We start from the raw sequence: 14,971 nt of genomic DNA on the forward strand, positions 1-14,971 counted from the left end.
GATGTTGTCCAGTCCCTGGTGGCTGTTGCTGCTGCTCGTCGTGGCGCTGCTCGGCGCCGCCTATGTCTACATGCTGCGCCGGCGCAGGCAACGCGCGCTGACCTTCGCCAACCTCGACCTCCTGAAGTCGGTGGCCCCCGCCGAGCGCAACCGGCTCCGGCACCTCCCGATCGCATTGCTGATGATCTCCTTGGTCCTGCTGACCGTCGCGTTGACCGGACCGCAGGCCGACCGGAAGGTCCCGCGGAACAAGGCCACCGTGGTTCTCGTGATGGACGTGTCCCGGTCGATGAACGCGACCGATGTGTCCCCGTCGCGGATCAAGGCGGCGCAGGAGGCCGCCAAGAAGTTCGCCGACGAACTGACCGAGGGCATCAACCTGGGTCTGATCTCCTTCGCCGGGACGGCGGCGAGCCTGGTCTCACCGACCCCGGACCACAACGCGACCAAGGTCGCCGTGGACAAACTCCGCCTGGACGACAAGACCGCCACCGGGGAGGGGATCTTCGCCGCGATGCAACAGATCAGCACCCTCAACGCGGTCCTGGGCGGCACCGAGGGCGCACCTCCCGCACGCATCGTGCTGCTCTCCGACGGCAAGCAGACCGTCCCCGACGACCCGGATGATCCCCGCGGTGCCTTCACCGCGGCGCGCAAGGCCAAGGAAGAGAAGATCCCGGTCTCGACCATCTCCTTCGGCACCCGCACCGGCACCGTCGAACTCGAGGGCGACCGAGTTCCCGTGCCGGTGGACGACGACTCGCTGCGCAAGATCGCCAACCTCTCGGGTGGCGAGTTCTTCACCGCCGCGAGTCTCGACGAGCTCAACAAGGTCTACGAGAAGCTGCAGGACGACATCGGTTACGAGACCAGGCGCGGGGACAATTCGAGGCCGTGGCTCATCGCGGGTACCTTGTTCGCGCTGGTCTCGGCGTTCGCAGCGCTGGCGATCAACCGTCGCCTGCCCTGATGTGGGCAGTGCCGATCGGTACAGGCACGTCCGAGCCCGGTGACCGCCGTGTCACCCCCGCAACGAGAACGGATAGGTTGAACACCCATGACGGCAGCTAGCAACGAAGCGCAGAATCCCTCCCGTTCGGTCCTGGTCACCGGTGGCAACCGTGGGATCGGTCTCGCGGTGGCCCAGCGCCTGGCCGCCGACGGCCACAAGGTCGCGGTCACCCACCGCGGTTCCGGTGCGCCCGAGGGCCTGTTCGCGGTGAAGTGCGACGTCACCGACTCCGAGTCGGTCGACCGCGCGTTCACCGAGGTCGAGCAGCACCAGGGCCCGGTCGAGATCCTGGTGGCCAACGCCGGTATCACCGACAACATGCTCCTCATGCGGTTGTCCGAGGAGTCGTTCGAGAACGTCATCGACGCCAACCTCACCGGCGCGTTCCGGTGCGCCAAGCGCGCCACCAAGGGCATGCAGCGTGCCAAGTGGGGCCGCATGATCTTCCTCGGCTCGGTGGTGGCGATGTCGGGCATCCCCGGCCAGGCCAACTACGCGGCGTCGAAGGCGGGACTCATCGGCATGGCGCGGTCGATCGCCCGTGAGATCGGCTCGCGCAACATCACCGCCAACGTGGTGGCGCCGGGGTTCATCGAGACCGACATGACGGCATCAATGGAGGACCGCTACATCGAGATGGCCAAGCAGGCCATCCCGCTCGGCCGCACCGGCAAGCCCGAAGACGTGGCGGCGGCCATCAGCTTCCTCGCCTCCGACGAGGGCGGCTACATCTCGGGTGCCGTCCTGCCGGTCGACGGCGGTATGGGCATGGGTCACTGACCCGCCCGTCGCGCCAGACCAACAGCAACCCAACCAACGTCGATCTCAGGAGCACAACTTCGTGAGCGGAATCCTGGACGGGAAGACCGTCCTCATCACGGGCATCATCACCGATGCATCGATCGCCTTCCACGCGGCGGCCATGGCCCAGGAACAGGGTGCGACGGTGATCATCACCGGCATCCCCGAGCGACTTCGGCTGATCGACCGGATCGCCAAGCGGCTGCCGAAGGAGGTGCCGCCGGCCATCGGTCTCGACGTCACCAACGAGGACGACCTGAACGCGCTCGCGGGCAAGATCTTCGAACTGGCCCCGCAGGGTATCGACGGCGTGATGCACTCGATCGCCTTCGCGCCCCGCACCCTGATGGGCCCCGAGGCCAAGCCGTTCCTGGAAGGTCCGGGTCCCGACGCCGCCAAGGCCTTCGAGATCTCGGCGTGGAGCTATGCGTCGCTTGCACGCGCCGTGCTCCCCGCCATGAACGAGGGCGGCTCCATCGTGGGCATGGACTTCGATCCCCGCACCGCGATGCCGTACTACAACTGGATGGGCGTGGCCAAGGCCGCACTCGAATCGGTGAACAGGTATGTCGCCCGCGAGGTGGGAAACGCCAAGAACGTCCGCTCGAACCTCGTGGCCGCCGGGCCGATCAAGACGCTTGCCGCCAAGGCGATCGCCGGCACCGCGACCGACGATGCCAAGCAGCTCACCATGCTCAACGAGTACTGGGACGGGGCCTCACCCATCGGCTGGGACGTCGACGACCCGACCGTGGTCGCGAAGTCGGTGTGCGCGTTGCTCAGTGACTGGTTGCCCGGCACCACGGGGTCCATCGTCTACGTCGACGGCGGAGCCAGCCACAACACCTGGTTCCCGGAGGGCATGACCTCCGGCTCATGAGCTCTTCAGCCGCAGCGGGTGGATCGGCGACGGTCGATTCCGAGCCCTTCGACTCCGTCCTGTTCCTGTCGTTCGGCGGGCCGGACGGCCCGGATGACGTGATGCCGTTCCTCGAGAACGTCACCCGGGGCCGTGGCATCCCGCGTGAGCGGCTGGAGTCCGTGGCCGAGCACTACCTGCACTTCGGGGGTGTCTCGCCGATCAACCGTCTGAACCTCGAGATGATCGACGCCCTGCGGGCCGAACTGGACCGGCGCGGCATCGATCTGCCGGTCTGGTTCGGCAACCGGAACTGGCACCCGATGGCCGAGGACACGGTGGCGCAGATGTACCGGGACGGACACCGCCGCGTGCTGGTGTTCCCGACGTCGGCGTGGGGCGGCTACTCGGGGTGCCGCCAGTACCACGAGGACATCGATCGAGCGCTGACCTCGCTGACGCGTGCGGTGCCGGCGGCGACGGAACCCGACTCCGCGATGCTGCTGCGCAAACTGCCGCAGTACTGGTCGCATCCGGCGTTCGTCGCCGCCGGTGCCGACGCGGTCCGTCGAGCCATCGAGTCGCTGGGGCCGGGCGACGAAGCGCCGCGGTTGGTGTTCACCGCCCACTCCGTACCGGACTCGGCCGACGCGGCATCGGGTCCGGCGGCCGAGGGCGGGCACCTGTACTCACGCCAGGTGATGGCCGCCTCGCAGGCGGTCGCCGACGCACTGGGCATCGCCGAGTTCGACCAGGTGTGGCAGTCGCGGTCGGGGCCACCGCAGATCCCGTGGTTGGAACCCGACATCTGTGATCACCTCGAAGACCTTGCCGCACGGGGGATCCGGCGAGTCGTCGTGTACCCGATCGGGTTCATCTCCGACCACCTCGAGGTGATCTGGGACCTGGACAACGAGGCGGCAGAGGTCGCCGAACGCCTGGACATGGACTATGCGCGCGCCGGGACCGTCGGACCCGACCGCCGTTTCATCGAGATGATCGGGGAGTTCGTCGAGTCCTACGCAGGCGGCGGCGGCGATCTGACGGCGATGGGCTGCGCCGACAACGGCCGCACCTGCCGGGAAAACTGCTGCGTACCCGCGGCCCGTCCGACTCGACGCCCGCAGACGTCCGACGCCTGACTCAGCGACGCAGCAGTTCGACGATCGTCTGATTCACCGCGGCGGCCCGCGCCGTCCGGGTGAGAGTCTGCAGACCGCGTAGTGCCGAGTCGCCCGAATCCCATTGGCCCGCACCGTCTCCGATCTCGGCACTGCGCACGTTCGCCAGGTCGACGATCGCCTCCACCTGCGCGGCCGTGTCGATGAGCCTCGTCGAGCGCGTGTCCAGCGCATGTGGGGGCAGCGTCACCCGGTGACGGGTGGTCAGCGTGGCGAGGTCCGCGCGCAGGTCGGTCGCACCCGCGGACCGGCGCCCGTTGAGGCCCCCGATGATCGCCGCCGCATCGCGCACCGCCTGCCGTAACTCGTGTTCGAGGTCACCCGCCGAAGGACCCGCGGACACCAGATGGCCGAGGTCGAGGGGCGCGTCGTATCGGAACACCGTCCACCGGCAGGTGAGATGACGGGGATCGTCGCCGAGTGCATCCAGGTGGTCCACGGACACCTCCGGGACGACCGCGAGGGTGCCCGGCGCCGACCCGCCGTCGACGAGCAGCACCTCGCCCGCGAGGAGCGCGGCCGACGTTGCCGGGTGCGGGGGAAGTCCCTGGGGGTCGCCGGTGGAGGGGAGTCGCACCAGGAGACGCCGTGCCGGTCGGAGCACGCCGAGCAGATCGAGCACACCGTTCGCAGAACCGTCTGCGGCGTCACCGAATTCGGCGCCGGAGGCGGTGGGGTCGAACCATCTGACCTCATGCCGGTCGGCGGACTCCGCGAGCGCCTCGATCACGTCGTCGGGGGAGCAGCGCCCGGCCAGCCACGCCGCCGACCATGCGCCGAGGGCGCATGACGGCCACGCGACCGTGGACGCGAGGATCTCACTGCGTTTCATCGAGCTCACCGGTTTTCATCAAGAGGCCAGGATACCGGCGCCGATCGCGGCGAGCCGGGCGTGGCAACCGGGTTCGTGACGTCCGGGCGAATACGGTGTGTGCGCTGCGATGCGAGGGACCGATCGACAAGGTGGTGCGCTGATGGATGACCGATACGGACGCGATGTGCTTTCTCAGCCCCGTCGGGCCAAGCCCCGCCCGGCCGAGGTCGCCGCGGAGCGGGACCTCGTCGTCGAAGATGCCGCGACCGGATTCTGCGGCGCCGTCGTCGGACTGGAGAAGAGCTACTCCGGGGACCTCGTCCGCCTCGAGGACCGGCGGGGTCAGACCAGGGTCTTCCTCATGCACCCCGGCGCCTTTCTGATCGACGGCCGTCCGGTCACGCTCGTCCGTCCGCGCTCGCGAGGACCCCAACAGCCCGCGATGACCGCATCGGGTTCGCGGGCCGCGCCACGCACCAGGGCGCGGACCGCCCGCGCGAGCCGCATCTTCGTCGAGGGCGTGCACGACGCGACCCTGCTCGAACGGGTGTGGGGCGACGATCTGCGCGCCGAGGGCGTCGTCGTGGTCAGCCTCGATGGTCTGGACAACCTCGACGAGGCGCTCGCCGACTTCGCACCCGCCCCGCACCGGCGTGCCGGAGTGCTCGTCGACCACTTGGTCGCCGGTTCGAAGGAAGCGAACCTGACCGCGTCCGTGGGCGAACACGTCCTCGTGTGCGGGCACCCGTACATCGACGTCTGGGAGGCGGTGAAGCCCGCGTCGGTCAAGATCGACGCCTGGCCGCGGATCCCGCGCGGGACCGACTGGAAGACCGGCGTGTGCGCGGAACTCGGGTGGGGTCACCCCCGGGACGGCTGGCGGCGGGTGCTGGGCGGGGTCAGCAGCTTCCGGGATCTCGAGGTGGATCTGCTGCGGTCGGTGGAGGAACTCATCGACTTCGTGACCGCCGCCGAGGAGCCCAGGTGAGCGGGTCCGAGCACGGTAGCGGCCCGGCCCCCGTCCCGGTGCGGGCTTCGGGTCGGTCATCTCTGGCAGACTGGACACATGAGCGCCCTGCTGTGGCTGGCGGCCGCGATCCTCCTGGTGGTCGCGGAGATGTTCGGTGGCGAACTCGTGCTGCTGATGCTCGCCGGCGGCGCGCTTGCCGCCGCGGGAGTCGATGTCGCCTTCGACCCGCCGCTCTGGGTCGACGGACTGGTCTTCGCCGGGGTGTCGGTGCTGCTGTTGGCGGCGGTGCGGCCGATCGCACGACGCCACATGCTGAACCGGCCGGCGGTGCTCATGAACACCGAAGCACTCGAGGGTCGGCCGGCGGTGGTGACCGAGCAGGTGGACGCCCGTGACGGGCGGGTCAAGATCGGCGGCGACGTGTGGTCGGCCCGTGCCATGGACCCGACCCAGGTGCTCGAACCCGGAACCCATGTGACCGTCGTGGAGATCGACGGCGCAACCGCGGTGGTCTGGCGCGCCTGAACATCCCGACGCCGGACACCGGAACGACGAAGCTGGAAGGTGACCATGGAGTACGAGATCTTCGGTCTGATCGTCTTGGTGCTACTCGTGCTGCTCGTGGTGGTGGTCGTGGTCAAGTCGGTCGCCCTCATCCCGCAGGCCGAGGCTGCTGTCATCGAACGTCTGGGCCGGTACACCCGTACCGTTTCCGGCCAGCTGACGTTGCTGCTGCCGTTCATCGACCGGATCCGGGCGCGTGTCGACGTCCGTGAGCGCGTGGTGTCGTTCCCCCCGCAGCCGGTGATCACCGAGGACAATCTGACGCTGTCGATCGACACCGTCGTGTACTTCCAGGTCACCAACCCGCGGGCGGCCGTCTACGAGATCGACGACTACATCGCCGGCGTCGAGCAGCTCACCATCACGACCCTGCGCAACGTGGTCGGCGGGATGACCCTCGAAGAGACCCTCACCTCGCGGGACTCCATCAACGGCCAGCTACGCGGGGTCCTCGACGAGGCGACCGGTCGTTGGGGTCTCCGGGTCGCGCGCGTCGAGCTCAAGTCGATCATGCCGCCGCCGTCGATCCAGGAGTCGATGGAGAAGCAGATGAAGGCCGATCGCGAGAAGCGCGCGACGATCCTCTCCGCCGAGGGTCAGCGGGAGTCGGCGATCAAGACCGCCGAGGGCAACAAGCAGTCGCAGATCCTTGCCGCCGAAGGCGCCAAACAGGCCGCGATCCTCGCGGCCGAGGCCGAACGACAGTCACGCATCCTCCGCGCTCAGGGTGAGCGTGCGGCGTCGTACCTGAACGCCCAGGGCGAGGCGAAAGCGATCGAGAAGACCTTCGCCGCGATCAAGGCCGCCAAGCCGACGCCGGAACTCCTGGCCTACCAGTATCTGCAGCAGTTGCCGGAGATGGCCAAGGGCGAGGGAAGCAAGGTGTGGGTGGTGCCCTCCGACTTCGGTTCGGCGCTGCAGGGTTTCGCGAAATCCTTCGGAGTCCAGGGCGACGACGGGGTGTTCCGGTACGAGCCAGCCGACTCGCCGCCGTCGCCGATCGACGAGTCCGAGACCGAGGACTGGTTCTCGTTGGCGTCGGATCCCAAGGTCGCGCAGGCCGTCGCCGAGGCCGAGGCCGTCGCCCGCACGCCGGTGGCGCCCGAGATCACCTCGCGTGCGGCGCGGGCCTCCCGGCATGCATCGCCGATCGGTTCCGAGCCCGCCGAACTCGCCGACACCGGCTGGGCCCCGCCAGAACAGCAGGACTCCGCACCGACCGAACCTCCGTCCTGACGTTCGCGACGGATCAGCGGATGAGGAGATGTTCGATGCCGGCCATCCCGACCGCCCACATGACCGAGGCGAAGGTGCCCATGATGAACTGCTCGGCCGCATGGGCGGCACGCAATTCCGGATAGCGGGCGAGGCTCTTCACGGCCAGGATGATCGCGAGGCCCTCGGGCCATCCGGCCATCAGGGTGGTGACGACCGCGAGACGTTCGAGGTAGCCGATCACGCGTCCGCCGCGTAGCGGACCGGCGTCTCCGTCCGGGCGTCCCGTGTCGGACTGGGTCGGGTCGTCGGATCCGGGGGAGTCGGGGGCAGGGGTGTCGGCGGAATCGGGTGCGGGACCCGGCCGCCCCGCCGAGCCCACCCCGCCGGCCACCAGAACCGCTCGCACGACGGGTCCACCGCCGGTGACCGCCGCCAGGGCGGCGACGACGGGAGCCGCCGACGCCGGGAACCCGGTGACCGGTCCCGCCGCGGCAGCCAGGACGGCGGCCGCGGCGGCCACCACGAGCAGCCCGATGGCCGCGACGAGTTCCAGGCGCCTGGCGGTCGCCGCCGACGCCCGGTCGCGGGTCCGCCGGGTCACGACGATCCAGGCAGGTGCTGCGAGTGCGGTGACGACGAGGAGGGCGATCGCGGCGGTGGTCACGTGGTCCTTCCGTTCTGCGGCCGGCGGTCTGCCTCGGCCAGTGCGTCGGCGACGAGGTCCAGGGAATCGGACTCGAGATCCCATCCCGCGGCGCGGAGTCGTTGGCTCATCGCCTGCGGCGTGATGTCGAGCCGGGCGGCGGCCTCGGCCTGCGTGAGGCCACGTCGCATCAGCTCCACCGCCTCCTCGCCGGCGGCACTCCGGCTGCTCATGACGTCGGCGATGAGCCGGCCCGCGGTCTGGGCGTGGCGGCACCACCGCTCGTGCGGGCCGCGGACGCAGAACGGGATGCGCTGGCGTTTGGCGGCCTCCACCGCGTCACGTGCGTGGATGAATGCTGCGCCTCGACCCGCTCGCGTCGATTCGGGCAGTGGTTCGTCGACCGCGCCGGTCCCGATACCGACACTCCAGTGCCCGTCCGCGGTCAGTTGCAGCGCGATCCGCGCAGTCACCGCGGGGTCGGCGAGGATGCCCTGGATCTCGTCGCCGGCGGTGCGTTCGAAGCGGCGCACAGTGTCGACGGTGTCGAGCAGGGCGAGGGCGGTACCCACACGATCGACGTCGCGGCGACTGCCCCGTTGGTCGACGGTCATGACGAACATCCGTCAAGCCTAAAGTCTTGATCGGAAGGAATCAAGGTTCAGGACTAGATAGATCACGTGTAATGACTTGATGCCGGGTCGATCAAGGTTCTGTACTTGTCAGGTTGGCTTCCGACCCCGACCGGGACACCGGCAGTCTGGAATCGAGAACCAGTCCGGCGATCCCGATCGCGAACAACGCGCCGCTGACCACCAACTGCAACGGATGGGTGTCGCCGGTCAGTGAATCCCCCAGCATGACCACGGCCGCGGTCCCCGGGGCCATACCGATGATGCTGGCGACCGCGTAGGGAAGCGGTCGCACCGACGACAGCGCCGAGCAGTAGTTCGCCACGGAGAACGGACAGGCGGCGATGAAGCGCAGCGAACCGACCGCGAGCCACCCACGACGTTCCAGCCGGTACTCCACCGACTTGACGACCGGCTTCTTCAGGTAGGGCTGGACGCGATCCCGGCCGATCGTCCGGACCAGAGCGAAGGCCGCCACCGCCGCGACCGAGGACGCGATCATCGCCCCGACGAAGCCGACGAGCGGGCCGAAGAAGATCCCGGACATGACGGTGAACGTCGACCGCGGGATCGGGGCGATGGTGATCACCGCATAGGCGAGGAAGAACAGCCACACGAAAGACGGACCGAGGTCGTCGCCCCAGGTCCGCACACTCGCGACCGACGGCAAGGGCACGAAGTACGACGCGGCGAGAACGGCGGCGACGAGCGAAATGGCCAGCATGGCCCGGCGTACGACGCGACGGTCGAATCGTCGTCGTCGACCGGCTCTGGTGGCCGGCTCGTCAGGAGATCCGGTCCCGATCGGGTCGGCGATATTCTCGCTGACTGTCGATGGATCGGGCACCCGGACACTCTACTCTGGACCCCGCGGCGGTCAGGGTCTGCGAGTGTCCCACGTCACGCCCACCTCGACACCGGGCCGAGCGAGCGATCGGCTAGTGTCTTGTACGCGCTCATCACAGTGCATTGACGGAGGTGTGCTTCCCCACATGCCACAGCAAACTGACCAGCCCAATTCCGAGTCAGAACTCGATCAGGCCTACCAGGCGTGGTCTGCGGCCGCCGCGGCCGTTCTGGCGAAGTCGCGACGTGTGGACGTCGACGAGCTGCCCGACACTCCCGAGGCGTTGCTGTCGACCGACACCGCCGACGGGCTGACCATCCGGCCGCTCTACACCCGACGCGACGAGATCGCGGAGCCCGGCCTTCCCGGCCGGTTCCCGTTCGTCCGTGGCGCCGACCCCGCCCGGGACGTCACCACCGGGTGGCGTGTCACCGAACGGTTCGGCGACGACGCGACCTCACCGGCCGACCTCAACGAGCTCGTCCTCGAGGCCATGGCCAACGGCACCAGCGGTTTGTGGCTCTCGGTGAGCAGGCCTGCCGACGGGCTCGGCATCGACGACCTCGCGACCGTGCTGAACGGCGTCTACCTCGATCTGGTCCCGGTGACGCTCGATGCCGGCACCGAGGGGATCGCCGCAGCGCGTGAACTCGTCGCTCTCAAGGAGAAGGCGCAGGCCGCACCTGTCGCCGCTGCACCCACCGCCGCCACCGTCCACTCCTTCGGCCTGTCTCCGCTGACCGCGGCGTTCTCCGGCCGCCCGACCGTCGACCCGGACGAGGCGACCGCACTCGCGGCCTCCGGTCTGCCTGCCGGCGTGCGGTCGTTCCGCGTCGACGGCAGCGACTTCGCCACCGCGGGCGCCGACAACGGACTCGAACTGGCGCTGACCGTGGCCGCGGCCGTCGCCCACCTGCGCGACCTCACCGCAGCCGGCTTGTCTCCCGAGGCAGCCCTGGGCCAGCTCACCTTCGGTGTCTCGGCCGACGACGACCAGTTCGCCACCATCGCGAAGTTCCGTGCGCTGCGCAAGATCTGGGCACGGGTCGCCGAGGTGGTCGGCGCACCCCAGGCCGGTGGCGCGCTGACGCACGGCGTCACCGATCTGTCGATGTACTCCCAGCGGGATCCCTGGGTCAACATGCTGCGCAGCACCATCGCGGCGTTCGGTGCCGGTGTCGGCGGTGCCGACCAGCTCACCGTCCTGGGTTACGACGCGACGATCCCGGCGGACAAGCGCACATCGAGTGCGTCGTTCTCGCGCCGCATCGCGCGCAACACCCAACTGTTGTTGCTCGAGGAGTCCAACATCGGACGCGTCCTCGATCCGGCCGGCGGTTCGTGGTTCGTCGAATCGCTGACCGACGAGATGGCCACGAATGCCTGGACGGTGTTCACCGAGGTGGAGGCGGCGGGTGGATACCGCGCCGCGCTCGACACCGGGTGGATCGCCGAGAAGGTCGACGCCTCACTCGCGCGTCGTGACACCGAGGTCGCGCATCGCCGGATCTCGGTGACAGGCGTGAACGAGTTCCCCAACATCGACGAACGCGCGCTCTCGGAGACGCCGGGGGCTCCCGCCTCCGCAGCCACCGACGTCGTGACCGGAACCCCGCGGCTGGCCCGTATCGGACGCGCCTTCGAGGCTCTCCGGGATCGTTCCGATGTCGTCCTCGCCGAACGGGGCGCACGGCCGTCGGTCCTGCTCATACCGTTGGGCAGCGTCGCCGAGCACAACGGGCGCACCACCTTCATCGCGAACTTCCTGGGAGCAGGCGGTATCACCGTGGTGAACCCCGGACCGCTGACCGCCGACAAGATCGGTGACGCGGTTGCTGGTGCGAACACCCCGATCGCGGTGCTCTGCGGAACCAAGGCGCGCTACGCCGAGGAGGGGCCCGCCGCGCTCGCCGCCGCTCGGGCAGCGGGGCTGTCGAAGGTCCTGCTCGCAGGCCCGGACAAGGAATGGCCCGACGCAGACGACCGTCCGGACGGATCACTGCGCGTCGGCATCGACGCGGTGAGCACCCTGGACGATCTCCTCGATCAGCTGATCTCAACGGCGGGAGCGACAGCATGACGCAGACCGAACCCACTCTGTCGCAGTCGGAGTCGGCCCAGGGCGACCCGGTGCAGTCGATCCCCAGCTTCGCCGGGGTCGAGCTGACCGGCGACGCGACCGTCGCCGAGTCGGGGTCCGGTGCCGCGGTCACCGAAGAACTCGCCTCGGCACACGGCTATTCGGTGGACCAGGTCACCTGGAACACCCCGGAGCAGATCGACGTCACGCCGGTGTACACCCGCGCCGAGCGCGACGCCGTCCTCGCCGACGCCGAGCATCCGTACCCGCTCGACTCGGTCCCCGGCGCGGCGCCGTTCATCCGCGGGCCCTACCCGACGATGTACGTCAATCAGCCGTGGACGATCCGCCAGTACGCCGGCTTCTCGACCGCGGCCGAGTCCAACGCCTTCTACCGCCGCAACCTCGCGGCCGGCCAGAAGGGCCTGTCGGTCGCCTTCGACCTCGCGACCCACCGCGGGTACGACTCCGATCACCCGCGCGTCGCCGGCGACGTCGGCATGGCCGGTGTGGCGATCGACTCGATCCTCGACATGCGTCAGCTCTTCGACGGCATCGACCTCGGCAGCGTGTCGGTGTCGATGACGATGAACGGCGCCGTGCTGCCGATCCTCGCGCTCTACGTCGTGGCCGCCGAGGAACAGGGCGTACCGCCGGAGAAGCTGGCCGGGACCATCCAGAACGACATCCTCAAAGAGTTCATGGTCCGCAACACCTACATCTATCCGCCGAAGCCGTCGATGCGGATCATCTCGAACATCTTCGAGTACACCAGCCAGAAGATGCCGAAGTTCAACTCGATCTCCATCTCCGGCTACCACATCCAGGAAGCCGGTGCGACAGCCGACCTGGAGTTGGCCTACACCCTCGCCGACGGTGTGGAGTACATCCGTGCGGGCCTCGAGGCGGGTCTGGACATCGACAAGTTCGCGCCGCGCCTGTCTTTCTTCTGGGGCATCGGCATGAACTTCTTCATGGAGGTCGCGAAGCTCCGGGCGGCCCGTCTGCTGTGGAGTGAGCTGGTCGCGGACTTCGAGCCGAAGAACGCGAAATCGCTGTCGCTGCGCACACATTCGCAGACCTCCGGATGGTCGCTGACCGCCCAGGACGTGTTCAACAACGTGGCCCGCACCTGTGTGGAGGCGATGGCCGCGACCCAGGGGCACACGCAGTCGCTGCACACCAACGCCCTCGACGAGGCGATCGCGCTGCCGACGGACTTCTCCGCGCGGATCGCGCGCAACACCCAGCTGCTCCTCCAGCAGGAGTCGGGCACCACGCGCCCGATCGATCCGTGGGCCGGTTCGAACTACGTCGAGTGGCTGACGCATCAGCTCGCGCAGAAGGCGCGCCAGCACATCCGCGAGGTCGAAGAGGCCGGCGGCATGACGCAGGCGATCAACGAGGGCCTGCCGAAGCTGCGTATCGAAGAGGCCGCGGCCCGCACCCAGGCGCGCATCGACTCGGGCCAGCAGCCGCTGGTCGGCGTGAACAAGTACCAGGTCGCCGACGACGAGGAGATCGAGGTCCTCAAGGTCGAGAACTCCAAGGTGCGTGCCGAGCAGCTCGAGAAGCTGGACCGACTGCGTGCCGAACGAGATTCGGCGGCGGTCGAGGCGGCCCTCGCCGATCTCACCCGCGCCGCCGCGTCGTCGGAAGGCGGCCTGGAGAACAACCTGATGGCACTGGCCATCGAGGCCGCGCGGCACCAGGCGACGGTCGGCGAGATCTCCGAGGCACTCGAGAAGGTCTACGGTCGGCATCAGGCGGAGATCAAGACGATCAGCGGGGTGTATCGGCATGAGGCGGGCGAGGTGAGCAACATCGACGCGGCGATCGAGGCCGTGCGCCAGTTCGCCGAGGCGGAGGGTCGGCAGCCGCGTGTCCTGGTCGCGAAGATGGGTCAGGACGGTCACGACCGCGGCCAGAAGGTGATCGCGACCGCCTTCGCCGACCTCGGCTTCGACGTCGACGTGGGCCCGCTGTTCGCCACGCCCGAGGAGGTGGCCGCGCAGGCCGCCGACAACGATGTCCACGTGGTGGGTGTGTCGTCACTGGCCGCCGGACACCTGACGCTGGTTCCCGCCCTGCGGGAGGCACTGAAGGAGGTCGGCCGCGAGGACATCATGGTGGTCGTCGGCGGTGTGATCCCGCCCGGTGACTTCGCCGAACTGTACGAGGCAGGGGCTGCCGCGATCTTCCCGCCCGGATCGGTCATCGCCGACTCGGCCGTGGAGCTCATCGGCAAGCTCGCCGACACCCTCGGCCTGGAACTGCCCGGGGCGACCGCGAACTGATGGCGGTCCAACCTCGACGTCAGATCGACGTCGACTCGCTGGCCGACGCCGTGCTGGCCGATCGCCGCGCCGATCTGGCGCGCGCGATCACGCTCGTCGAGTCCAAGCGCGCCGACCACCGGGCGGCCGCCCAGGAACTGCTGCTGAAGCTGACGCCGCACGCGGGCAAGTCATTCCGCGTCGGCGTCACCGGTGTGCCGGGTGTCGGCAAGTCGACGACGATCGAGGCGCTCGGCATGCACCTGCTGGAGCTGGGCCACAAGGTCGCGGTGCTCGCCGTCGACCCGAGTTCGACGCGTACCCGCGGCTCGATCCTCGGCGACAAGACGCGTATGGGCCGACTGTCGACGGCGGAGAACGCCTACATCCGGCCGTCGCCGACATCCGGCACGCTCGGTGGCGTGGCCAAGGCCACCCGCGAGAGCATCGTGCTGGTCGAGGCCGCGGGCTTCGACGTCGTGCTGGTGGAGACCGTGGGCGTCGGCCAGTCCGAGGTGACGGTCGCCAACATGGTCGACACGTTCACGTTCCTCACCCTCGCCCGCACCGGGGATTCGTTGCAGGGCATCAAGAAGGGCGTCCTCGAACTCGCCGACGTGGTCGTCGTGAACAAGGCCGACGGCAAGCATCTCAACGAGGCGAAGAGCGCGGCCCGCGAACTCAAGAACGCACTGAAGCTCATCTATCCGCACGACGCGCTGTGGATGCCACCGGTGCTCACCATGAGCGCGATCGAGAACACCGGGGTCGACGAGTTCTGGAAGACCGTCGTGCGCCACAACGAGACCCTCACCGAGGCAGGCGAGTTCACCGCCCGACGCAATCAGCAGCAGATCGACTGGACGTGGGCGATGGTCAACGACATCGTGCTGTCCCGGCTCGGGGACTCGCCCGCGGTGCGCGACATCCGCGGCGAGGTCGAGCAGCAGTTGCGCGACGGGTCGTTGACACCGGCGCTAGCCGCCCAGCGGATCGTCGACGCGTTCGACGAGCGCTGAGTGCACCAATCGAGGTCGCATGCGATCTCGATCCGTCCGTGCGACCTCGATCGAG

14 protein-coding genes are annotated in these 14,971 nt (G+C 68.8%); 10 read left to right on the forward strand and 4 right to left on the reverse strand.

Annotated features, from left to right (window positions below; translation table 11 throughout):
- Position 1: 1 nt before the first annotated feature.
- From ACSUZC_RS11480 to ACSUZC_RS11495, 4 genes are all read left to right on the forward strand, one after another.
- Entirely contained in the window at positions 2-970 is a 969-nt protein-coding gene (locus tag ACSUZC_RS11480) for a VWA domain-containing protein (protein ID WP_439032885.1), read from the forward strand.
- An 87-nt stretch (positions 971-1,057) separates the two neighbouring features.
- Positions 1,058-1,792, forward strand: coding sequence for a 3-oxoacyl-ACP reductase FabG1 (gene fabG1 / locus ACSUZC_RS11485; protein ID WP_439032886.1), 735 nt, complete (start codon positions 1,058-1,060; stop codon positions 1,790-1,792).
- A gap of 61 nt (positions 1,793-1,853) precedes the next feature.
- A complete protein-coding gene (gene inhA / locus ACSUZC_RS11490) occupies positions 1,854-2,693 on the forward strand; it encodes an NADH-dependent enoyl-ACP reductase InhA (protein ID WP_439032887.1) in 840 nt (279 codons plus the stop codon).
- A complete protein-coding gene (locus ACSUZC_RS11495; RefSeq protein ID WP_439032888.1) occupies positions 2,690-3,814 on the forward strand; it encodes a ferrochelatase in 1,125 nt (374 codons plus the stop codon). The genes inhA and ACSUZC_RS11495 overlap by 4 nt, the downstream gene beginning before the upstream one ends.
- Position 3,815: 1 nt before the next feature.
- Here the strand turns inward: ACSUZC_RS11495 and ACSUZC_RS11500 are convergent, their stop codons facing one another.
- Entirely contained in the window at positions 3,816-4,685 is an 870-nt protein-coding gene (locus tag ACSUZC_RS11500) for a serine/threonine protein kinase (protein ID WP_439032889.1), read from the reverse strand.
- 142 nt (positions 4,686-4,827) lie between these two features.
- Between ACSUZC_RS11500 and ACSUZC_RS11505 the strand changes: the two genes are divergently transcribed.
- The 3 genes from ACSUZC_RS11505 (at position 4,828) to ACSUZC_RS11515 (ending at position 7,437) form a co-directional block, all read left to right on the forward strand.
- Positions 4,828-5,655, forward strand: coding sequence for a DUF3097 domain-containing protein (locus ACSUZC_RS11505; RefSeq protein ID WP_439032890.1), 828 nt, complete (start codon positions 4,828-4,830; stop codon positions 5,653-5,655).
- A gap of 78 nt (positions 5,656-5,733) precedes the next feature.
- Positions 5,734-6,162, forward strand: a complete 429-nt coding sequence (locus ACSUZC_RS11510; protein ID WP_439032891.1) for an NfeD family protein — start codon at positions 5,734-5,736, stop codon at positions 6,160-6,162.
- 45 nt (positions 6,163-6,207) lie between these two features.
- Positions 6,208-7,437: an SPFH domain-containing protein gene (locus ACSUZC_RS11515; RefSeq protein WP_439032892.1), complete on the forward strand. Its 1,230-nt coding sequence runs from the start codon at positions 6,208-6,210 to the stop codon at positions 7,435-7,437.
- 13 nt (positions 7,438-7,450) lie between these two features.
- Here ACSUZC_RS11515 and ACSUZC_RS11520 read toward each other — a convergent pair whose 3' ends face one another.
- The 3 genes from ACSUZC_RS11520 to ACSUZC_RS11530 form a co-directional block, all read right to left on the reverse strand.
- Positions 7,451-8,083 carry a hypothetical protein gene (locus tag ACSUZC_RS11520; protein ID WP_439032893.1) on the reverse strand — a complete coding sequence of 211 codons (633 nt, stop codon included), beginning with the start codon at positions 8,081-8,083 and terminating at the stop codon, positions 7,451-7,453.
- Complete coding sequence (locus tag ACSUZC_RS11525) at positions 8,080-8,685, reverse strand: hypothetical protein (RefSeq protein WP_439032894.1); 606 nt, start codon at positions 8,683-8,685, stop codon at positions 8,080-8,082. Before ACSUZC_RS11525 ends, ACSUZC_RS11520 begins: the two co-directional genes overlap by 4 nt.
- Before the next feature lie 82 nt (positions 8,686-8,767).
- Complete coding sequence (locus tag ACSUZC_RS11530) at positions 8,768-9,541, reverse strand: TVP38/TMEM64 family protein (protein WP_439032895.1); 774 nt, start codon at positions 9,539-9,541, stop codon at positions 8,768-8,770.
- Positions 9,542-9,686: 145 nt separating this feature from the next.
- Between ACSUZC_RS11530 and ACSUZC_RS11535 the strand changes: the two genes are divergently transcribed.
- The 3 genes from ACSUZC_RS11535 to meaB are packed head-to-tail and all read left to right on the forward strand — an operon-like array spanning position 9,687 to position 14,916.
- On the forward strand, positions 9,687-11,621 hold the full coding sequence (locus ACSUZC_RS11535; RefSeq protein WP_439032896.1) for a methylmalonyl-CoA mutase family protein: 1,935 nt from the start codon (positions 9,687-9,689) through the stop codon (positions 11,619-11,621).
- Positions 11,618-13,918 (forward strand): methylmalonyl-CoA mutase, encoded by a 2,301-nt coding sequence (gene scpA / locus ACSUZC_RS11540; RefSeq protein WP_439032897.1) that lies wholly within the window; start codon positions 11,618-11,620, stop codon positions 13,916-13,918. The genes ACSUZC_RS11535 and scpA overlap by 4 nt, the downstream gene beginning before the upstream one ends.
- Positions 13,918-14,916 carry a methylmalonyl Co-A mutase-associated GTPase MeaB gene (gene meaB, locus ACSUZC_RS11545; protein WP_439032898.1) on the forward strand — a complete coding sequence of 333 codons (999 nt, stop codon included), beginning with the start codon at positions 13,918-13,920 and terminating at the stop codon, positions 14,914-14,916. The genes scpA and meaB overlap by 1 nt, the downstream gene beginning before the upstream one ends.
- Positions 14,917-14,971: the final 55 nt, after the last annotated feature.

Source organism: Gordonia terrae, assembly GCF_051789125.1.
GTDB classification, from domain to species: domain Bacteria; phylum Actinomycetota; class Actinomycetes; order Mycobacteriales; family Mycobacteriaceae; genus Gordonia; species Gordonia terrae_A.